Source organism: Spirosoma aerophilum, from assembly GCF_054782495.1.
Map to the genome: position 1 here is coordinate 197,916 of NZ_BAAGSJ010000001.1, position 21,243 is coordinate 219,158.

The following is a 21,243-nucleotide window of genomic DNA, read 5'->3' on the forward strand; positions in this document are numbered from 1 at the left end:
CTCATTCATCATTCGATTGAATACCGCCATACGGAGAACACAGCGATTTTGCTGTTTCTTTGTATCTGCGGATCGCCGGTCCGATATGTTTAATAGCCTTACTTCATGAAGCGTCGTCAGTTTATCCAGCAATCAGCCGTGGCCAGCGCCGGGCTATTGGCTGGCCAATCCGGTTGGGCCACCCCCGCCCCCTCCTTTCCCATTGTAAGAACCGCAGCCGGTAAGCGTAATTTCACCAGCGCAGCCGTTGAGCAGACCATCGAACGAATGCACAAAACCATTCGCGACCCGGAGCTGGCCTGGCTCTTTGAAAACTGTTTTCCGAATACCCTCGATACCACCGTTCAGTTACTCGACACGAGTGGTAAACCCGATACGTTTGTCATTACCGGCGATATCGACGCGATGTGGCTGCGCGACAGTACAGCGCAGGTGTGGCCCTATCTGCCCCTCATCAAGCAGGACAAGCCCCTACAACAACTGATTGCGGGTGTTATCCGGCGCCAAACGATCTGCATTCGGCGCGACCCTTACGCCAACGCCTTTTATGCGGATGCCAGCAAAGAAGGCGAGTGGAAGAAAGACGTGACGGCCATGAAACCCGGCCTCCACGAACGCAAATGGGAACTCGATTCGCTTTGCTACGCCATTCGCCTGGCGTATACCTACTGGAAAACATCCGGCGACACAAGCCCCTTCGACGCCGACTGGCTTCAGGCTATGCAACTGGTTCTGCAAACCTGCCGGGAGCAGCAACGTAAGTCCAGCCGGGGGCAATCCAGCCCGGGGCAATCCAGCCGGGGGCCCTATAAATTCAGCCGCGAAACGGCCTGGTCGACGGATACCGTACCGGGTGATGGCTACGGCAACCCAACGCGACCCATTGGCCTGATCAACAGCATTTTCCGACCATCGGACGACGCTACCGTTTTCCCTTTCTACGTACCCTCCAACTGGTTTGCGGTGGTATCGCTTCGGCAACTGGCTACGATGGTCGAACAGATCAAGCCAACGGCCGACCGGGCAACATTCTCAACTGATTGCCGCGCCCTGGCCGACGAAGTGGAACGGGCGTTGAAACAGTATGCGGTGTATACGCATCCCAAATACGGGAAAATGTACGCGATGGAAGTAGATGGCTACGGCAACCACCTGTTGCAGGACGATGCCAACGTGCCGAACCTGCTGGCGTTACCGTATCTGGGTGCCATGCCGGCCAGCGACCCCATCTACAAAAACACCCGGCGGTTTGTCCTCAGTCCCGACAACCCTTATTTCTTCAAGGGGAAAGCGGCCGAAGGCGTCGGTAGTCCGCATACGCTGGTCAACAACATCTGGACGATGAGCCTGACTATGCGCGCACTGACCTCTACCGACGATCAGGAAATTCTGGCACAGCTTCGTTTGCTCAAGACAACCCATGCCGGCACGGGCTTCATGCACGAGTCGTTCAATCAGGACGACCCCACGAAGTTCACCCGCAAGTGGTTTGCCTGGGCCAATACGCTGTTTGGTGAGCTGGTGCTGAAAGTGGCCAATGAGCGCCCTCATTTGTTAAGTAAACAGATATAAATAGTTCTGCTAAATGGGTTAGGTTATTTTCAGTCTATTTAACCCCCTCAATGGCTGTCTTGGCATTCAGGGGTAAGTTTTACCTTCTAATCCCGAAGGGATGGCAGGATTATAGCAAAACGTATATTCAAATTTGTTTGGAACCCTGAAGGGGTGACATAATGTCACCCCTTCAGGGTTCTAAGCGGATCATTTTGCCATTCTTTATAATCCTGCCATCCCTTCGGGATTCAAACGTAATAGCCCTTCCCTGAAGCTAGGACCGCCGTTGCGGAATTTAGAGGTTACCAGATTTAGCCTAAAGTGATTTTACTTCAGTACTTAGGGCTATCAGTCTTTCGTAATATCCGCAATACGGTTGTCATCATGTCACAGATATTATGAAAGACATACTGTTTCAACCAATGTAGATAACTAGTATTTTTGGTTTTTAAACCTGCCGAATTTACTATGAAACGACTTGCCCTGCTCCTGTCATTCCTGACCGTTCTTTATCTCCCGCTTTTTGGCCAGCAGGCCTATGACATAGAACCCGGTCACCCGGCGCAGATGAACGGCATTGACTATGGTTTCGAAGTCAGAAATGAACGCCGGATCGATATAAGTGGAGAACCGTTTATGCGCTATGAAGTGTCGGTTTATGTCACCAATAAGAGCAACTGCGCAAAGATCATGTTTCCTAAACAGGCCCTGCTTGATCAGAATGATCAGAACGAACTGGCCTCTTTCGATTGCCTGAACGCTACCGGAAAACGTCTGACCTCTAAAGGTGGTAAAGTGCTGGCGCGGCCATTCATGGTCCCTTATCGGCAGCGCATGAAGAACGCCGAAGGCAAAGAAATCGTGACGACAACCAATATTCAGGCCGGACATATATTACGCAACGGCGAAACCGTCAGCAACTCGTTTATCGTCATCGTCCCCGACGGCGAGCGGCCCGCCATGAAAGTTAGAATTCTCGAACTCCCTGATTTGTAGCTTGGTGGAGTGAAGTGAGTGGAGTCGTATAATGAGGCTACTTACTCACTTCACCTACTTCACTACTCACTGACTTCACCAATCACCGAACCGCCTGCCAAATTCCTGACGACTGCCCACCGTCCGATTTCCAGGTTCCTTTCAAGGCCGGTTTCGTATATTTTCCGGTAAAACTGACCTCGCCACCATCCCCGTCGGTATAGCTTGCGTTTAACTGTCCATTTTGCCAGACGACTGTTTTCAAATCAATTGGATAGCGGTTTCCATCATCGGCCAGCATAATAACCTGCCCCGTCAATTTGCGGTTACTGTCCTGATTAATCACCAGTTCGAACTTGCCGGACGATGCGCCGTCGAAAGTGCCTGACCATTTACCAACCAGCGTCGTCAGAGAATCGCTGGATGCATTTGTGCTTTGTGCATGGGCTCCCTGAAACAAGAGCGTAACGAGTGCCATGGCTGCGAGTATTGCTTTGATAGTCATAAAGAGTAAGGAAATAAAGGGTTAAGTATGTACTGAAATGCTCACCGAACTGACGATAGAGACACCTTGACGGCTACAGGCAGGGACTTTCGCCTTGTGTTCTCGCCAGGCAAACGTAAACTAAATCGACGTCAGGATTCGTCATACCGAATGGCCAGTGCACTGATCCGGCTGCTCAGTTGATCCTTTCCACGCACACTGACACCCACACGGGGCGCCCGATCCCAGCGGGGCAGAAATGAGCCATCCAGGGGTGTGTTCGTCATTGGGTGATACTTGCCATCTGTCGTATACCAGCCGAATTCATAAAACTGGCCCCGTTTGCTCCGTAGCTGTAACGTAGCCAGCGAGCTATTTGCCGGCATGGGCTGCGTCTTCAAAATTGTACGCGTTCCAGCCTTTATCTGCCAGAGTTCGAGCGTCCCCTGCCGGATACCAATACCCAACTGGTTCTGGGCATCGCCGTACAGACACAGACTCTGGAGCAGATCGGTCTGGGGAACAAGATCGGCCACCAGGGTGTAGGTGCCGTTTTTGACTACCAAACCCTGAAAAGTACCCGCCGGGTTTGCGCCATTATTGACCAGCCGCCACTGTCCCTGTCTGATACTGGACTCGGGTTTGGGAAAACTCACATCCCAAACCCAGGGAACGTCGTTCCTGGCCTGGCTAAACCTAACCATCAGGTCTGACAGCTTTTTCTGCACAACCCCAGGCGGTGCCTCCGCCTGCCTGGGTGTTGACCGACCATATCGAAAAGCAGGCCATAGATTTTTGTCATTCCACACTAACTCACTCAACACGCCCTGACGGCCGGTGAAGGTAAAATCGACGCCATTATAGGCATGGTGCAGATAAAAATAGCGCTGGTCGGGTGTTTCGACAACCGTTCCGTGCCCCGGGCATTTCCAGGTCTCATCACTGACCATTAAAGGATTGCCGGCATATTTCTCCCAGGGGCCCTGTAGTTTTTCGGCCCGGGCCAACCCCACCTGGTAGTTGCATTGCGGTCCGCAGCAGGCGTTGCCCGAATAGAGCATGTAATAATAGCGGCCCCGTTTGAAAATCGCCTGCCCTTCGGCTCCCCCCTGCTCCCAGTTGGCAGCCTCCGCCTTGATGAGCGAAAACGCCTGCCCCGTAACCTTGAGCCCGTCCGCCGACAGTTCGGCCCCCAGGATTTCGATGGGCCTGCCTTTATCCAGCCCGTAGGCTTTCCAGGTAATAAAGAGTTTACCGGCATCATCAACAATAAAGGGGTCAATGGCTTCGCTTGTCCATTCCAGCAATAAACCATGATCGGTGAATCCCTTCGTCAGGTCGCGCGTGGTAGCCACACCAATAAACGAACGCTGGTCGGTTTTCCGCCGGGCGGTATAATACACGTAATACGTACCATCCCGGTAAAAAAGCTCCGGAGCCCAGAAGCTCCCCATCGTCCACGCAGGCAATTCGTTGAACACGGGGCCAACATAGGCCCAGTTCACCAGATCTTTTGACGTATAAATAGGGTAAGCCGGTCCCCACTCCGACGACGTACCCACGGCCACATAGGTATTGCCAATCCGAATGACCGAAGGGTCGGCAAAATCGCCCGCAATGACCGGGTTTGTGTAGGTACTCCCAGGGCCAGACGTATGAGCCGATTGCGCGAATACTGGCAGGGCCATAGCCAGCGAAAAAATAAGCGTAAGAAAGGTGTGTCTCATTCCGTAGTTGACTGATGGCTGTAGTGTGGCGAATGGTTTACTAACCAAGGGTAGTATGTGATGAGCCGAAGATAAGTAGCCGACTGTACCGTTCCGCACAATTGAAGCAATTATTATCGTAGTATAAAAAGCAATCGGCAACCATTGTCCAATACCGGTCTTCGCAGGCAGGAATGGAAGGGTTATACCGGGGTATGACCGCGAATTATGTCGACCGGAAAGGCAGCACAATAGCAAAGCTCTGGTTGGTTTATGGCCTGCCGTGTTTCCTTTTTTAGTACACCTTTCGACTAAGGCCTACACACTAAAAGAAAAGCCATGAAAATTTCACACCAACGTCGGCTGAGCCTGACCGCTCTCTTATTCTTATCCATTTTATTCACTACACAGGCCCAAAAGAGAAACGACATCGACATTCCCCGCGATGGCTTCTGGGTGGTTGAAACAACGCCAAAAAGCCGACAGTGTACTGTTCGCTTTTATACGAACGATCAACGACTTATTTATCAGGAAACGGTAAATCAGCCTATTAACATCAACCGTCAGCAAACCAAACGCCAATTGAATTCAGCCCTGGAACAAGCCATGTTTGTCTGGAACGCCACCCATCAGCTACCCGCCGACCGGCAATGGGTATCGGTCCAGTTCGACAAAAAGTAACGCCAACGTTCTTCTACATCCTGCCCTATTTCATCCTTCCAGGCCTGTGTTTTTTACGCAGGCCTTTTTCATGTCGACAAGAGAGCTGAAAGAAAAATACCCATTTATGAGCTGTGCTGCTTTCGGTAAATTGAGCGGTAAAAAAGCTTTGTTCACCAAACATGTATTTCCTATGCAATCCAACAGACGAACCTTTATAAAGAGCTTGTCAGCCGCGTCGGCACTCGTTGCCACGGAGGGTATCGCCAGGCCTTTGGGTGCCCCGGCCTATATACCGAACCTGATGAAAATCAGTCCGAATGACAAGATTCGCTTCGCAACCATTGGCATGGGTATTCAGGGGAACTTCGACACACAGGCGGCCCTTCGTAATCCGGATGTTGAACTGGTTGGCGTTGCCGATTTATATGACGGACGGCTCCAGCACGCGAAAACGGCTTATGGTAAAGACCTGTTTGCCACCCGCGATTACCGGGAGATACTGGCTCGCCCCGATGTCGATGCGGTTCTGGTGGTGACCCCCGACCACTGGCACGACCACATTACCATTGCCGCCCTGAAAGCCGGAAAGCACGTTTACTGCGAGAAGCCGATGGTGCAGCACCTAAACGAAGGAAAAGCGGTTATTGACGCCTGGAAAAAATCGGGCAAAACCATGCAGGTAGGTAGCCAGCGCATCAGCAGCGCGGCTTTCATAGAAGCCCGACGACTGGTCGACGCGGGTGAAATTGGCCAGATCAACTACATCGAATCCAACAACGACCGGTTCAACGCCATTGGTGCCTGGCAGTATTCCATTCCACCCGATGCCTCCCCGCAAACGCTGGACTGGGACCGTTTTCTGGGCGATGCGCCCAGGCGGCCCTTCGACGAAAAGCGGTTTTTCCGCTGGAGAAACTACAAAGATTACGGCACGGGCGTGGCGGACGATCTGTTCATTCACCTGATCACGGGCGTCCATTTCGTCACCAACACCATGGGGCCAACGCGCATCTATTCATCCGGTAACCTGGCCTACTGGAAAGATGGTCGCGATGTTCCCGACATTATGGCGTGCATCATGGACTACCCCAAAACCGACCGGCACGAAGCATTCCAGATGGTACTGCGGGTCAACTTTGCCAATGCCGGTAAAATCAACGACGTGACGCGCATCATTGGCAACGAAGGGCAGATCGAGTTTTCGGAAAACAACCTGATCATGACGAAGAAGAAACTGCCAACGGCTCCCGGATACGGTGGGTACGACAGTTTCTTCACCTTCACCGAGCCCGTTCAGCAGGAGTTTGTTAAGCGTTACGATGCGACCTATCCGCCCGAAACCCGCAAGTCGGAGCCGGTGAAAGAAGTGAAATTTGAGGCCCCTAAAAACGATGATGCCCACATGAAGCACTTCGCTGACTTTTTCGACAATGTGCGGAAAGGCAGCCAGGGCACGGTGGAGGACCCCGTCTTTGGTTTCCGGGCCGCTGCGCCGGTACTGGCCTGCAACGAGAGCTTCTTCGAGCAAAAAGTCGTGCATTGGGACCCCGTTACCATGACCCAGCAAAACCCATTAGCCAAACCAGTGCCAGCCGGTTCGAAGAAAAAAGCACTGACGACAGCCAGGAAATCGTAAATCTTTCCGATTGACCAATGTTGTCAAAAGCCCCATTGGCATAGCCTTTTTTAGGCAGGTTGTTCCGATGGGGCTAATGGTTATTTTTTTGTTTATAATGCTCCCCGGCGGCACGAAGACCACCTTAACCAAACCCTTTCCGATCATGAATCTCAAAAGATTGATTCGCTTAAAAGCCGTTTTACTTATGGGAGCGGCCCTTGCTGGTTGTAACGCCCTACCTGAACCACAAGTACGGGAGGCAGCCACTACCCCATCGGCCCGCGTTGGCGCAGCAGTGGCGTCTATTGGTGTTTGTGATGCGCAGCTAAACGAAGCAGCGCTGGCCGCAGCAGGCTGGACCAAGACCTTCGAAGATAACTTTGACGGCGACCTGAGCAAATGGAACATCTGGAACGGAGGAGCTTACAATAACGAATTACAGCTTTATCAGGCGGCAAATCTGGCCGTTGGCAGCAGTACCCTGTCCATTGCCGCCAAACGCGAAACTGTTACGGGACCTACCCTACCGGCCAGTTCAACTCCAAAGACCTTTTCGTTCACGTCCGGCCGAATCGAGTGCAAAACCAACGTTTCTGCCAGTACTAAAACGCCTAAAGTTCGGATGATTGCCCGCATCAAGCTACCGGCTGGCTATGGCATGTGGCCCGCGTTCTGGTCGTATGGCGACAGCTGGCCTACCAACGGAGAGATTGATTTTCTGGAAGCCCGCGGCAACGAACCTTTTGTTTACTCAACGAACTACTTCTATGGCCGAAGGGCCGGACAGCCGTTGGCGGGTAACTTCGTGAGTCAGATCACCTCGTCGGTCAGCCTGACCGATTGCTGGCACGTTTATGAAGCTATCTGGGAAAAGAACGCCCTGACGTTCCTGCTGGATGGACAGGTGGTCGATACGAAGACGGGAGGTTATGTGTCGAATCTGTTTGGCAAAACGGAACGCATCACGCTGAATCTGGCGGTAGGTGGCGACTTTTTTGGCAATCCCCCCGCCAGCAGCATCGTTACAGGCACCATGCTGGTGGATTACGTGAAAGTGTTTGTATCCAAATAGCCGCTCTATTGTCCGGTACAGGCTTGTCAGGCTATGCGTTTGCAGCCTGGCAAGCCTATATTTTCACCTGCGACCGCATGAGCTGCATGGCCAGCCGCAATTGCTGACGTGCCGATTCGACAGGCAGGCCGACGGAGGCCGCGGCTTCTTCGGGGGTGCAGTTTTTGTATAGAACGGAATCCAGCAGTTCTTTCAATCGGGAGTCGGTCGAATGAGCGGGAACGGCTGTCGTATTGACAGGCAGTGAGACAACCGTTCCCATGGTTGTCATTGTCAATGTTCGCAAGGGCACCTGCTTCCGCTCCTTGAGTGCCTCCAGCGCTTTACATCGGGCAATGGAGAGCAGCCAGGTAAAAAGAGGCTGCTTGCCAGCCTGAAAATGAGGCATATCAGAATGGACCTTTGTAAAGGTCTGCTCCAGAAGACGGACGGCCTCTTCCTGATCCGCAACAATCTTCATGATAACGCCTAATAAGGTAGGCGCATACCGGTCGTACAGGGACAACAGATCAAGCTTACTTTGTGAAGTACGTTCGGCAGAGACATTAGTACCCTGTCGATTAGGTTGTTGATAACTCATAAATTAACCTAAGTATAACTACGGTTCACCGTGCAGTGGCTGATCAGGTACGTCGAAGACTACCAGTACGTTCGGTCTATACCTTAGCATTCATTAGCACTACATGTACCTACACGCTAACCGGGTGTATCGGCATTAAGTTTATTAAATCTTTTATGCGGTAGGTTTGTCTTCATTATAATACCGGCACTAAAACAACCTGGGGTGCCGGGGTTCTTGTTACCTTTGGGTATTGTATTGATTTAGCTAACCATATGAAATACCAAAAGCACGTTTTTATTTGTAACAACCAGAAAGCCGCCCCCAAGAAATCCTGTGGCGAAGCTCATGGTAATGAACTGGTCGATGCGTTTAAAGCAGCCCTTGCCGAGCGCGGTCTCCTAAAAGAAATGCGGGCCCAAAAAACCGGCTGTCTCGATGCCTGTGCCTTTGGACCAACGCTGGTCGTGTATCCGGAAGGCACCTACTATGGTAACGTCCAGCTTTCTGATGTCAATGAAATTGTCGACAGCCATCTGGTGAATAACCAGCCCGTTGAGCGGCTCAAACTGGATTTTTAACGGGCGTTGATCGCGCCCGGTCTGTCGGGCGTTCCTTTTTTCCCCATGTACAAACACCTTTTTTTTGACCTCGATCATACCCTCTGGGACTTTGACCGCAACTCGGCCGAATGCATTGCCGAGTTGTTCGACACGTTCCGGCTGGCCGACCTGGGTATTGCTTCATCGGAAGAGTTCAGTCGTCACTTCATTGCCATAAACAAGCAGTTATGGGCCGATTATGACAAGAATCTGATTGAGCACACCTACATCCGCAAGCATCGGTTTCCCATGGTGTTCCGGGCATTGGGTGTCGATGAATCGGCGGTCCACGCCGACCTCAATGCCGAATACCTGCGCATGCTGCCTAAAAAGCCTCATCTGCTGGAATCGGCGAAAGAGCTGCTGGATCACCTGTATGGCCGATATACCATGCACATCATTACCAACGGATTCGCGGAGATCCAGGCCGTAAAGATGAACACCTCCGAAATCGCTCATTATTTCACGCATGTCATCACCAGCGAGAATGCGAACGCCAAGAAGCCCGACCCGCTGGTTTTTCAGTATGCGATGGAAATAAGCGGCACCACGGCTGTCGAAAGCCTGATGATCGGTGATAATTATGAAGCGGACATACTAGGGGCAAAAGGTGTTGGTTTAGACACCGTATTTTATAACCAGCAGGGGCAGGTAGTAAGCGACCCGCCTACCTACGACATTCGCCACTGGCGGGAACTGATGGCTATTTTGTAAGTAAGCAATAAATGTAAAGGCGTGCCACGGTATAACATTCGTAGCACGCTTTTTTGATCAGAAACCTATGCAACTAACCAACGCAACTGCCCTTGTTACCGGAGGAGCTTCGGGACTGGGCGAAGCAACCACCCGGACGCTCGCAGCTAATGGTGCCAATGTGGTTATTCTGGATCTTAACGACGCCCGCGGCCAGGCACTGGCGGAAGAGTTAGGCCCCTCCGTCCGATTTCAGAAAACCAACGTCACCGATGAAACAGACGTTCAGATGGCCATAAACCTGGCCATTAACACCTTCGGCGGCTTACACATCAACGTCAACTGTGCGGGCGTGGCCGAAGCCCGAAAAACACTCGGCAAGGTCGATGGTGTGTATGGCGCCCACGCGCTGTCCGCTTTCCAGAAAGTCATTTCCATTAACCTCATCGGCACCTTCAACGTCATTCGCCTGGCGGCTTTGGCGATGGAACAAAATACGCCCAATGAAGAGGGGGAGCGGGGCGTTATCATCAACACGGCATCCGTAGCGGCCTATGATGGCCAGATGGGACAGGCCGCCTATTCGGCATCCAAAGGAGGTATTGTTGGTATGACATTACCCATTGCCCGGGATCTGGCCCGCTCCGGCATCCGCGTCATGACCATAGCCCCCGGTCTGTTCGAAACCCCGTTACTGGCAAGCTTGCCCGAAGAGGCCCGCCTGTCACTGGGCCAGCAGGTACCCTTCCCGTCGCGCCTGGGCCGACCGTCCGAATATGGGCTGCTGGTAAAAAGTATCGTCGAAAACCCGATGCTGAACGGCGAAGTCATACGACTGGATGGAGCCATTCGAATGGGACCGAAATAAATAGTCCGTTAGTCAGTAAAGAGTCCGCTGGAAATGCACCCAGCGGACTCTTTCTTTTGTGGTGGTGCATCAACGTTTTGCAAAGACTATCTATCAGGCTCTACGTATATAGGTTCTATTGACTACAGCACAACCTCAGCCTATTGTGCATTTTATATGGTATAAAAAATATTATATGTAATAAAACTACTAGTGTAAAACTATATCCTGAATTATACCCGATAACTAAAATAAAATAAATTATAATTGACTTTTAATTTCGTCAACGCAATTTATTTACTCTCCCCTTACTTACATGAAAGAACGTTTATTTGCACTTCTCTTCTTATTGCCCTTGCTTTCCTTTGCTCAGCAACGAGTTGTTCGGGGAAAGGTGAGCGATGCCGCCGGGAAAGAATCGCTACCCGGCACCACCGTAACGGTGAAAGGGAGCACATCCGGAACGGTCACCGACGCACTGGGCGCTTACCAGATCAACGTACCGGATAAATCGGCGGTCCTGGTTTTCTCGTCCGTTGGTTTTCAGCTCAAAGAGGTCATTGTTGGTAATCAGCAGGTCATCGACATCAACCTGGACCCGGACACCAAACAGTTAAGCGAAGTAGTGGTGACGGCTGCCGGCATCAAACGCGATAAAAATGCGCTTGGCTACTCCGTCAGCACGCTCGATGCCAACAAACTCGCGCAACGTTCGGAACCCGATCCCCTTCGGGCACTCACGGGTAAAGTTGCGGGGGTAAATGTACAGGGCTCAGGCGGAGCGGCTGGTGGCGCTACAAACATTACGATTCGCGGAAACTCATCGCTGGGCAACAACAACCAGCCACTATTTGTCGTCGATGGGGTTCCCTTTGATAATTCGAGCTTCGGCAGTACCGACGGAGCCGTTGGCGGATCAACCATCACCAACCGGGCCTTTGACCTCGATCCGAACAACATCCTGACAATGACCGTCCTGAAAGGGGCCGCAGCAGCAGCCCTCTACGGCTCACGGGCTGCCAACGGCGCGATTATCGTCACGACAAAAGCGGGCAAAAGCCAAAGCAAGAAAGGGCTGGAGATAACCTACAGCACCGGCTATTCGACCGAGACCGTTGCGGGCTTGCCCGAGTACCAGACCAAATACGGTCAGGGTACCAACTTCGACTACCGGAGTGGGGTATTCGGCTCGTGGGGGCCACCTTATGCCGGCTATACCAGCCTCATTCCTACCCGGGCTACCATTCCTCACCCGCTGACAACCAATAACCGCTACCCGTCCAGCGTATTCCCTCAGTTTTACCAAGCCGACGGGACCACGCCCATTCAGGTGCCTTATCAGTCGTACTCGCAAACGAACGCCAAAAACTTCTTCCGGACGGGCAGCGTCTTCGAAAATGCTCTTTCGGTATCGAATGCGGGTTCGAAGGGAAACTTTACCGTGGGTCTGTCACGAACCGGCAATCAGGGGGTGGTGCGCGAGAACCAGATCACCCGTACCGGTGTGAACATCGGCGGAAACGCGCAACTGGACAATAAGATCTACGTAAGCGGGGCCTTAAACTACGTCAATACAGAGCAGGTGTCGCCACAGGTAACAGCCGCTAATGGCAGTGGCAGCTCCATCATGGACATCCTGATGTTTGTGCCGACCAGTTTCGATTTGACCGGCTTCCCAAACACAAACCCGATCAATGGCAACAACGTCTACGACCGGGTCGGTACGGATAACCCGTATTGGTCGGTGGTGAACAGCCCTACTACGAGCAAAGTAGACCGGTATTATGGCAACGTCGTTCTGGGTGCCGATGTACGCCCCTGGTTAAATATCCAGAATACCGTTGGGTTTAACGCCTACACCGACCGGCGCACCGTTGTCAATGGCAAAGGGGGCGACTATTTCCCGAACGGAAACATTACCAACGACAACATCTATCGGCAGGAACTGGACAACACCCTGCTCCTGACAGCGACCAAACCCATTACCGAGAACATCGGCCTGAAAGTTATTCTGGGAAATAACGTCAACCAGCGGGTAACCGAACGGCAGGTTGTTTTTGGCGACGGCATCATTTTCCGGGGCATCAACTCGCTCAATAACACCAGCGTGACCATTCCCCGCGTGCTGCCCAACAACCGCAATAACTTCAAACAGCGATACTTTGCGTTCTTCACCGACATCTCGCTAGATTACAAAAACTTCGCTTTCCTGAACCTGGTGGCCCGTAACGACGTATCGTCTACCCTTCCCGCCAGCAACCGGAGCTATCTATACGGTGGCGCCAGTGCCTCGCTGATTTTTACCGAAGCCCTCAAGCTGCCTAAAGGTGTGCTGTCGTTCGGTAAAATCCGGGCCGGTTACACCCGCGTAGGAAACGAAGCGACGCCTTACCAGACGCAAACGGTTTACATCGCCAACCCCGTACTGGGTGCCGGATCGACAACCGGCGCTATTGCGTCGCCTTTTGGCGGTCAGAGTACCCTGACCGAATCCGATTTGCTGGCCAATGCCGGGCTAAAGCCGGAGTTCATCACCGAACTCGAACTGGGCACTGAACTTCAGTTCTTCAATAACCGCGTTGGCCTCGACATCACGTACTACAACAAACTAAGTACGTCGCAGATTTTTACCGTCAATGCCGTTCCGTCTTCGGGCTATACCCAGAAGGTGATCAATCTTGGTCGGTCGTCTAACGAAGGCATCGAAATAGGGCTGAATGCAACACCGGTAAAACTGAAGAATGGTTTTTCCTGGGACATCTCCTCCGCCTTTACCCTGAACCGGAACATCGTGCTGGACATAGGTGCCCTGAAAGAGCTGCCTTACGGTGGCTTCTCTGATCTGGGTAGTGTTCACATTGCAGGGCAGCCCTACGGACAGATTCGCGGCTCGACCTACGCCCGTGATGACGCCGGTAATATTCTGGTCAATCCCAACACAGGCAAGCCTATCCTGAGTGGTAAAACATCAGCCATTGGTAATCCAAACCCCGACTTCATTCTGGGCGTAACCAACACCTTTAACTTCAGGGGTATTACGTTGAGTGCGTTGTTCGACTGGAAAAAAGGGGGCGACATGTACTCCTTCACGGCCTATGAACTGCTTAGCCGGGGAGCCACCCGGGATACCGAAGAGCGGGAAGCCATTCTGGTTGGCCCCGGTGTGCTGGGCGATGTAAACACCCTGAAGCCACTGCTGGACGGTGAAGGCAAGACCATACCCAACAACATTGGCATTGCCGTTGCCGATTACTATTTCACGGGTGGTTTCGGACCGGGTGGTGCGGGCGAAACCAACGTGTTCGACGCTACGGTTTTCCGCCTTCGTGAGGTATCGCTGGGCTACCAGTTCCCGAAGAAGTGGCTGTCGAAAACGCCGTTCGGCTCGGCGTTCCTGTCGTTCAGCGCCCGTAACCTCTGGTACTTTGCGCCCAACTTTCCAAAGTATCTGAACTTCGATCCGGAGGTTAGTTCGCTGGGCGCCGGCAACTCACAGGGCTTCGATTTCATCGGCATCCCAACAACCCGCCGATTGGGGGTAAACCTTCGCTTCAGCTTCTGATCAGTCACTCATCAATCCCATTCGAAAACAGCTCATGCGATTTATAGCTTCTATACGACGATTTTCTTTGGTAGGCCTGCTGTTGATCAGCTGGTCATGCAACGATTTTGTTGATATCAACAACGACCCCAACAACCCCACAACACCGGTGTTGGAGTTACTGCTGCCCGCCACACAGGTATCCATGACCGGCAGCCTGCGCGATGTTAACCAGGGCGCATCGATCCTGATGCAGCAGCTGTACACCAGCAACACCAGCCGCAATTTTCAGGATGGCACCGACTATCAGCAATCCTGGAACTCCCTGTATACGCAGGTACTGAATGACATCGAAATCGTTATTCGGGAAGGAACCCGCCTGCAGCGCTGGGACTATGTAGCCATTGCCAAATTGGAAAAGGCCTACATCTATAGCCTGATGGTCGACCTGTGGGGCGACATTCCCTACACCGATGCCGCCAAAGGAAATAACGCGTCGGACCCCGCTTTTGAAAGTGGTTCGGCCATCTACGACAATCTATTCCTGCTGATCGACGAAGCCCTGGCGGATGCCGCAAAAGGAAACTTTGCCATCCTGCCCAACACGGCCGATATCATCTACAAAGGCGATAAAACGGCCTGGATTCGCATGGGCAACACACTGAAGCTGAAACTGTTCAATCAGATTCGGCTTGTCCAGCCCGATAAGGCGAAGGCCGGTATCAGTGCGTTGCTCAGCGCCAATGCGCCCCTGATTTCGACCAACGCCCAGGATTTTGCATTTCGCTTCGGAACCACCGAAACCCCGGCCAACCGTCACCCCTGGCACCGCACCGAATACCAGGCGGGCAAAAGCTACTACATGAGTCAGGGCTTCATTGAGCGGTTGTTCAATGCCGACGATCCGCGCATCCGGTACTACTTCTACCGACAAACGTCAAACTACACGGTTGGTTTTACGCCAACCGGAAACGGGTATTTTGGTCGCTATACCGGCGATGCGACGGCCTCGCCCAACGATAACGCGCTGAAAGCAACGGTGGGCGTTTACCCGGCAGGCGGCCTGTATGACAACAGCCCCATCAATAACGTGCCGGCGACCAATGTTTTCGTGACCAATTCCGGGGCGACAGCAGCCCCCAAAGTGGTTACCAACACCGATGGATCCGGTGCGGGGGTATTTCCCTTCATAACCAACGCCATGGTGAAGTTTATGCTGGCCGAAGCGGCACTGACACTGGGTACGCCGGGCGATGCCAAACAACTGTTTCTGGACGGCATTACGGCCAACCTGAACAGTATCAATACCATCGCCACATCATCGGGCAACTCGGCCCCGGCCCTGGCAACGGCCACGGTCACCGCATTTGTGGCCAGCCGTGCCACGCAGTATGATGCCGCCGATGCAGCGGGTAAACTCGGTGCGGTGATGACGCAGAAATACATTGCTACATACGGCAACGGCATCGAAGCGTATAACGACTACCGCCGGACGGGCCTACCGGTATTACCGGCACCCATTGCCCCACTAAACTCATTTCCACTTCGGCTAGCCTATTCGGTCACAGAATTATCAACAAACGTGACCGTTTCCGATAAAGCCGATCAACTTCAGGCCGCTCAACAAACGACGCCTGTTTTCTGGGACAAATAAACTGACGAACCAATGAAAAAAATCATCTTATACGTTTCGCTCCTCCTGTTCGTCGGGCTCGATGCCTGCAAAACGGAAGAATACGTTTGGGAAAACTGGGCGTATACCGCCGTTCCGCTGGTAGCTGTCAACACCAGCAAGTCGGCATTACCGACCATCGCTACGGCCAACACGTCTTTTTTCGATCTGAGCGCTGCCGATCTGGGCAGTCAGGTATTTGAATACAAGCTCACCTGGGAGGGTTTTGGCAAAGCGGAAGTCAAGTCGATCGACGTATACCTGGGTTTCACTAAAGCAGCCGCCAGCGGTAATCCGGCTTACCCGATTGTGGTTTCGCAACCGGGTGGTTTGTACCCAAGCGTCACGCAGTTTCCGCTGCCAAGCCGGGTAGGCACGAGCGATAAACTCTACGAAACGGTCACCCAGTTTCCCAAGACGTTTACGGTAACTGCCGCCCAGATGGCGGCCTTTACGGGCACTAACCTCGCCACCGTTGCTCAGAACGACTATTTCATCTTCAAATTTATCCTGAATCTGGCCGATGGTCGCCGGATTGCCGGCTTCCAGGAGAACGTGTGCGACGAAGCCCGTGGCGAAGTCGGCGATTGCCGGGTCGGTGTCCGATTTCGGAGAAAGTAGTCAGCGCGTAAGTGATGGTACCAGCAGCATAGCCCGGACAATTATCCGGGCTATGCTGTTTGTCAGGAAGTACTCAATGCGGCTGGAGCTGCCGGCGGGGTAACTTCAGGACGGGCCGCTTTAGCAACTGACGGTCGGCGGGATGCTGCCATAGCTGGTAGAAACCAATGGCCAGACATAACATGGCTGGAAACGCGGCACCTAACCCCAGCGGCAGAATACCCATTGAAAAGAGTATTCCGGTTACACAGCCAGCCTTAAAAAGCCAGCCCGTTAGCGGCATGGTAAAGGCGATGAACAACTGTCCGGCGGCAATCGTCAGAATGAGTGGCGTAGCTACTTTTTCAAACGGTCCCAGAATGAACCACCGGTAAACGTCCAGCACGGCATAATCAGCAAAGTCCGTATACACCCAGGGTGTCGACAGGACTGTGGTGGCATTGAACCAGCTCGCCCAGCCAAACAGAAGGGCAAAACTAAAGCGGGCAACGATCGGCCGTTTATAGCAGGCAATCATCAACAGAAGAGCCCCCACGTTCGACACGGCATACAGAAGCAAGGACAAATGCGAAGAAAAGAACGTGTTCATAGCCTTAATGATGCGGGTTTACCTACCGGGTTAACTAACACTGATCTGTTGCTCGTCGTGGTATTGCTGTCGGCCATCGGACCAGTTCAGACTTACCCGCCATATTCCCTTAGGAAGCTGGGCCGTTGAAATCACCTGACGTGGCTTGGCGTCAGGCTTCACCGGGATTCGAATCATTTCAGGACTATTGTTTGACCGAAAAAATGTCAGATCGCCCTTCAGGAAGGACATTGGCAGCACAAAGGCCAGCAGTTGGGAAGCGGGTTCAAACGTCATAGCTTTTGAAGAGTATTCTGCCAATCAGATCGATATTGGCTGATTTTCAGACAAAGCTAGCCAGCCTTACCCCATCAGCCCATGATGGGCATCAGGAGACCAATTGACAGGTTTCAGTTCGGGCATTGATTTCTCTTAGCAAAAGATGCGGTTGATACATGCAGTTTTGACGAATGATTATCAAGCACTTATCAACCATGTTTCGCTACCTGCTCATCAGCCTGACCCTCCTCTCCTCTTCAACCGTGGCCCAAACGACCGACGACTGGAACCGACTGCGTCAGTACGGTAGTGATATTGGCGTGGCTATTCCGTGTACAAGCCCCAACGCGACCTGCCTGACCGCTTATTTTACCCGGATTATTTACGGCAGTCCAAACCGGCGACTTAGTTATCAGGGGTTAACGGAGCACCTGGACACGGTTCGAATTAACCGGCTTACCCGCCTGTTCATGACTGGTGCCGACTGGTGCCCTCTGCTCGATTCGCTTGAATCGCATGACCGCACCTACCGGCAGCTCAAAGCCTATTGTATGCGCTGCCTCGTGGATGATTACATGACCGATTCGCTGACGATCGAACAGGTAAAGACAACCCTGAACTTTTACCGCTGGCTCCATCGGTTTTCGACCGATAAGCTGGTCGTTGTCAACATCCCCTCGGCAACGTTGCGGGTCGTCGACCGGGAGGGAGCTACGTTGCTGAACAGCCGGGTGATCGTTGGCAAACCCAGCACCCCAACGCCCCTGTTTACGGCTCAGATCACCAACCTCGTTACCTATCCTTACTGGAATGTTCCCCGGTCCATTGCGGTGAATGAATTACTCCCAAAAATCCGGAAGAACCCAGCGGCCACGCTCGCCGACATGAACCTCCAGATCATCGACGGGAAGGGGCGGATCATTAACCCCGATTCGGTAAACTGGTCGGCGACTGCCAGCGCCTTCCCCTATCGGCTACGGCAGTCGACAGGCTGCGACAATGCCCTGGGCGTGCTGAAGTTCACCATCAACAGCCCGTATGACATTTACCTGCACGACACCAATCAACGCCAGTTGTTTGCCAATGCAAACCGGGTGCTCAGTCACGGGTGCATTCGGGTAGAGAAACCCGTCGAACTAGCGAATCTGGTATTGGGTGCCCCTCGTTTCAATGCGTCGTTTCTGGTCAGTTGTCAGAAACAGGCCAGCCCCAAAACAGTATCCCTCCCCCGGCCCATTCCGGTTATCATCGCTTATAACGTGCTGGACATCGACGAGACCGGCGCCATTGCCGTGTATAAGGATGTGTATAAATGGGCGCAAAAAGACCAGCAATAGTGGTTTACAAATAAGGAGCCGTGCCACGATTGTAATTAATCGTGGCACGGCTCCTCGGTTATCCATCCTGAAAACCTTCGCTAACTCCTCAGTTCGGGCATATCCTGACCGTTCCGCCGGATATAGGCCGCATGGGCGGTAAGCTTCTCCTGGCACCATCTCCGCAAATCATCAGTCCCCGTTCGTTTACCAACACGATCCAGTGCCGCCAGCACCAGTTGATACCGACTCATATTATTAAGCACCAGCATATCGAAAGGTGTGGTGGTACGGCCTTCCTCCATATAGCCCCGTACGTGGAAGCGCGTTGGGTTGGTACGGTGATGCAGTAATTCATGAATCAGGGTTGGATAGCCGTGGAAAGCGAAAATAACCGGTTTATCCGCCGTGAAGAGCTGCACAAAAGCGGCTTCGGGGAAACCGTGCGGGTGATCGTCGGGCGACATAATGGTCAGTAGATCTACGATGTTCACTACCCGCACACGCACATCGTGCAGACGCTCTTTCAGGATTTTCGCTGCGGCAATTACCTCGTTGGTCGGCACATCACCGGCGCAGGCCAGCACAACATCGGGCTGATGGTCAATTTCATTTCCAGCCCAATTCCAGACCGACATACCCCGGCTGCAATGGGTGTTGGCCTCTTCCATGGAAAGCCATTGCGCCTGACTCGCTTTCGACGCCACAACCAGATTGATGTAATCGCGGGTACGCAGGCAGTGATCCATCACCGACAGCAGACAGTTCGCATCGGGGGGCAGGTAGACCCTTGCCACAGAACTTTTCTTAGCCACGACCGAATTGATAAAACTGGGCACCTGGTGGGTGTACCCATTGTGATCCTGCCGCCAAACGTGCGAGGTAAGCAGGTAGTTGAGCGACGCCAGCGGCTTCCGCCAGGGTGTTTCCCTGCTTACCTTCAACCACTTGGCGTATTGATTCAGCATTGAATCGACCAGTGGAATAAAAGCTTCGTAACAACCGAACAGCCCATGCCGCCCCGTTAACAGGTACCCTTCCAGCCAGCCTTCGCAGGTATGTTCACTCAGAATTTCCATGACCCGTCCATCGGGTGACAGATACTCATCGGTTTCGACCATAGGCCCCATCCAGGCCCGCCCCGTTGCTTCGAACAGGGGCGTCATACGGTTCGATGTCGTTTCGTCGGGGCAAACCACCCGAAAGTTGCGGGCCTGCTCGTTGAGCCGAAACACGTCGCGCAGGTAAAGGGCCAGGGTGTGTGTACCGGCGACGGATACCGTACCGGGCGATGGGATAGCCACTGCGTAATTCGTGTGGTCAGGCAGTTCGAGGGGTTTTAACAGCGCCCCTCCATTGGCGTGCGGATTCATGCCGATCCGCTTGTCATTGCCCGGACAAACGCTGACCACGTCGACAAAGGGGTGGCCCGTTTTATCGAACAGGTCCTGCGGGCGGTAGCTTCGAAGCCAGGTTTCCAGCGTTTGCAATTGCGACGGTTTCCCGGCCGGATCAGCAACGGGCAACTGGTGCGAATGAGACGTATTTTCGATAGGCTGCCCATCGACGGTCAGCGGACAGGTCCAGCCTTTGGGCGTTTGCAGAATGAGCATCGGCCAGGCGGGTACTCCGTTTAACAGGCCCATACGGGCATTTTGCTGGATGGATTGAATTTCTTCGTGGGCCCAGCTCATAGCCTGCCACATGGCCGTATGCACCTGCATGGGGTCGCTGCCGCCAATAATACGCACCTGATAGCCATAGCCCGTGAACAGATTCGTCAGCTCAGCGTTGCTCATCCGCCCAAAAATGGTAGGCCCGGAGAGTTTGTACCCATTCACGTGCAGAATCGGCAGTACGGCTCCCGACGTAGCCGGGTTCAGGTATTTGTTGGAGTGCCAGGCCGCGGCCAGTGGACCGGTTTCAGCCTCACCATCGCCTACCACGCAGGCCACGATCAGATCGGGGTTATCGAGCGCAGCCCCATAAGCATGCGACAGGCAATAGCCCAACTCGCCCCCTTCCTGAATCTGGCCGGGCGTGCCGGGCACCAGGTGGCTGGGCAGACCATACGGCCACGAAAACTGGCGAATCAGGTTACTTAGCCCCAGCATACCCGGTTTATACAGGGCATCAAACTCCCCCAGGGTTCCCTCCAGAAAAAGGTTTGCCAGAATAGCGGGGGCCCCATGTCCCGGCCCGGTAACCAACAGCACATTGGCATCGGTATCCTGAATGAGTCGGTTGAGGTGGGCGTAGATCAGGTTCAAGCCCGGCTGCGTGCCCCAGTGTCCGAGCAAACGGGGTTTTATATCCGACACCTGTAACGGACGGTCGAGCAGGACGTTATCGCGCAGGTATAGCTGGGCGGCTCCGAGGTAGTTGGTCGCCTGCCAGTATCGGTGCAGCTGCGTTAGACGCTCGCGTTGAGGGATAGCGGTTGAAAGGGATGTCGTATTCATAACTTTAGCGA

At 53.2% G+C, this 21,243-nt stretch carries 18 protein-coding genes; 12 read left to right on the plus strand and 6 right to left on the minus strand.

Annotation, left to right across the window (positions count from 1 at the left end; genetic code table 11):
• Positions 1-105 precede the first annotated feature (105 nt).
• Both ACYVK4_RS00780 and ACYVK4_RS00785 read left to right on the plus strand, forming a co-directional pair.
• Positions 106-1,572, plus strand: coding sequence for a glycoside hydrolase family 125 protein (locus ACYVK4_RS00780; protein ID WP_461125577.1), 1,467 nt, complete (start codon positions 106-108; stop codon positions 1,570-1,572).
• 450 nt (positions 1,573-2,022) lie between these two features.
• Complete coding sequence (locus ACYVK4_RS00785; RefSeq protein WP_461125578.1) at positions 2,023-2,550, plus strand: ABC transporter permease; 528 nt, start codon at positions 2,023-2,025, stop codon at positions 2,548-2,550.
• 82 nt (positions 2,551-2,632) lie between these two features.
• Here the strand turns inward: ACYVK4_RS00785 and ACYVK4_RS00790 are convergent, their stop codons facing one another.
• A complete protein-coding gene (locus ACYVK4_RS00790; RefSeq protein ID WP_461125579.1) occupies positions 2,633-3,034 on the minus strand; it encodes a hypothetical protein in 402 nt (133 codons plus the stop codon).
• Between the two features lie 131 nt (positions 3,035-3,165).
• Positions 3,166-4,740, minus strand: a complete 1,575-nt coding sequence (locus tag ACYVK4_RS00795) for a glycoside hydrolase family 43 protein (RefSeq protein WP_461125580.1) — start codon at positions 4,738-4,740, stop codon at positions 3,166-3,168.
• A gap of 318 nt (positions 4,741-5,058) precedes the next feature.
• Here ACYVK4_RS00795 and ACYVK4_RS00800 point away from each other — a divergent pair, with 318 nt between their 5' ends.
• The 3 genes from ACYVK4_RS00800 to ACYVK4_RS00810 all read left to right on the plus strand — a co-directional run bounded on the left by ACYVK4_RS00800 (position 5,059) and on the right by ACYVK4_RS00810 (position 8,072).
• Complete coding sequence (locus tag ACYVK4_RS00800) at positions 5,059-5,400, plus strand: hypothetical protein (RefSeq protein ID WP_461125581.1); 342 nt, start codon at positions 5,059-5,061, stop codon at positions 5,398-5,400.
• 172 nt (positions 5,401-5,572) lie between these two features.
• Entirely contained in the window at positions 5,573-7,018 is a 1,446-nt protein-coding gene (locus tag ACYVK4_RS00805) for a Gfo/Idh/MocA family protein (protein ID WP_461125582.1), read from the plus strand.
• Between the two features lie 145 nt (positions 7,019-7,163).
• Entirely contained in the window at positions 7,164-8,072 is a 909-nt protein-coding gene (locus ACYVK4_RS00810; protein WP_461125583.1) for a glycoside hydrolase family 16 protein, read from the plus strand.
• Positions 8,073-8,127: 55 nt separating this feature from the next.
• Here the strand turns inward: ACYVK4_RS00810 and ACYVK4_RS00815 are convergent, their stop codons facing one another.
• Positions 8,128-8,652, minus strand: a complete 525-nt coding sequence (locus ACYVK4_RS00815) for an RNA polymerase sigma factor (RefSeq protein ID WP_461125584.1) — start codon at positions 8,650-8,652, stop codon at positions 8,128-8,130.
• 254 nt (positions 8,653-8,906) lie between these two features.
• Here ACYVK4_RS00815 and ACYVK4_RS00820 point away from each other — a divergent pair, with 254 nt between their 5' ends.
• From ACYVK4_RS00820 to ACYVK4_RS00845, 6 genes are all read left to right on the plus strand, one after another.
• Positions 8,907-9,212, plus strand: coding sequence for a (2Fe-2S) ferredoxin domain-containing protein (locus ACYVK4_RS00820; protein ID WP_461125585.1), 306 nt, complete (start codon positions 8,907-8,909; stop codon positions 9,210-9,212).
• A 45-nt stretch (positions 9,213-9,257) separates the two neighbouring features.
• A complete protein-coding gene (locus ACYVK4_RS00825; protein ID WP_461125586.1) occupies positions 9,258-9,947 on the plus strand; it encodes a YjjG family noncanonical pyrimidine nucleotidase in 690 nt (229 codons plus the stop codon).
• A gap of 67 nt (positions 9,948-10,014) precedes the next feature.
• Positions 10,015-10,794: a 3-hydroxyacyl-CoA dehydrogenase gene (locus tag ACYVK4_RS00830; protein ID WP_461125587.1), complete on the plus strand. Its 780-nt coding sequence runs from the start codon at positions 10,015-10,017 to the stop codon at positions 10,792-10,794.
• Between the two features lie 295 nt (positions 10,795-11,089).
• Positions 11,090-14,335: a SusC/RagA family TonB-linked outer membrane protein gene (locus ACYVK4_RS00835; protein ID WP_461125588.1), complete on the plus strand. Its 3,246-nt coding sequence runs from the start codon at positions 11,090-11,092 to the stop codon at positions 14,333-14,335.
• 34 nt (positions 14,336-14,369) lie between these two features.
• On the plus strand, positions 14,370-15,968 hold the full coding sequence (locus ACYVK4_RS00840) for a SusD/RagB family nutrient-binding outer membrane lipoprotein (RefSeq protein WP_461125589.1): 1,599 nt from the start codon (positions 14,370-14,372) through the stop codon (positions 15,966-15,968).
• Positions 15,969-15,980: 12 nt separating this feature from the next.
• Complete coding sequence (locus tag ACYVK4_RS00845; RefSeq protein ID WP_461125590.1) at positions 15,981-16,607, plus strand: hypothetical protein; 627 nt, start codon at positions 15,981-15,983, stop codon at positions 16,605-16,607.
• A 73-nt stretch (positions 16,608-16,680) separates the two neighbouring features.
• Here ACYVK4_RS00845 and ACYVK4_RS00850 read toward each other — a convergent pair whose 3' ends face one another.
• A complete protein-coding gene (locus tag ACYVK4_RS00850) occupies positions 16,681-17,196 on the minus strand; it encodes a hypothetical protein (RefSeq protein WP_461125591.1) in 516 nt (171 codons plus the stop codon).
• A gap of 30 nt (positions 17,197-17,226) precedes the next feature.
• Complete coding sequence (locus tag ACYVK4_RS00855) at positions 17,227-17,472, minus strand: hypothetical protein (protein ID WP_461125592.1); 246 nt, start codon at positions 17,470-17,472, stop codon at positions 17,227-17,229.
• Positions 17,473-17,645: 173 nt separating this feature from the next.
• Here ACYVK4_RS00855 and ACYVK4_RS00860 point away from each other — a divergent pair, with 173 nt between their 5' ends.
• Positions 17,646-18,791, plus strand: coding sequence for a L,D-transpeptidase family protein (locus tag ACYVK4_RS00860; RefSeq protein WP_461125593.1), 1,146 nt, complete (start codon positions 17,646-17,648; stop codon positions 18,789-18,791).
• Between the two features lie 80 nt (positions 18,792-18,871).
• On the opposite strand, the gene ACYVK4_RS00865 is transcribed toward ACYVK4_RS00860, so the two are convergent.
• Positions 18,872-21,232, minus strand: a complete 2,361-nt coding sequence (locus ACYVK4_RS00865) for a phosphoketolase family protein (protein ID WP_461125594.1) — start codon at positions 21,230-21,232, stop codon at positions 18,872-18,874.
• Between the last annotated feature and the right edge of the window lie 11 nt (positions 21,233-21,243).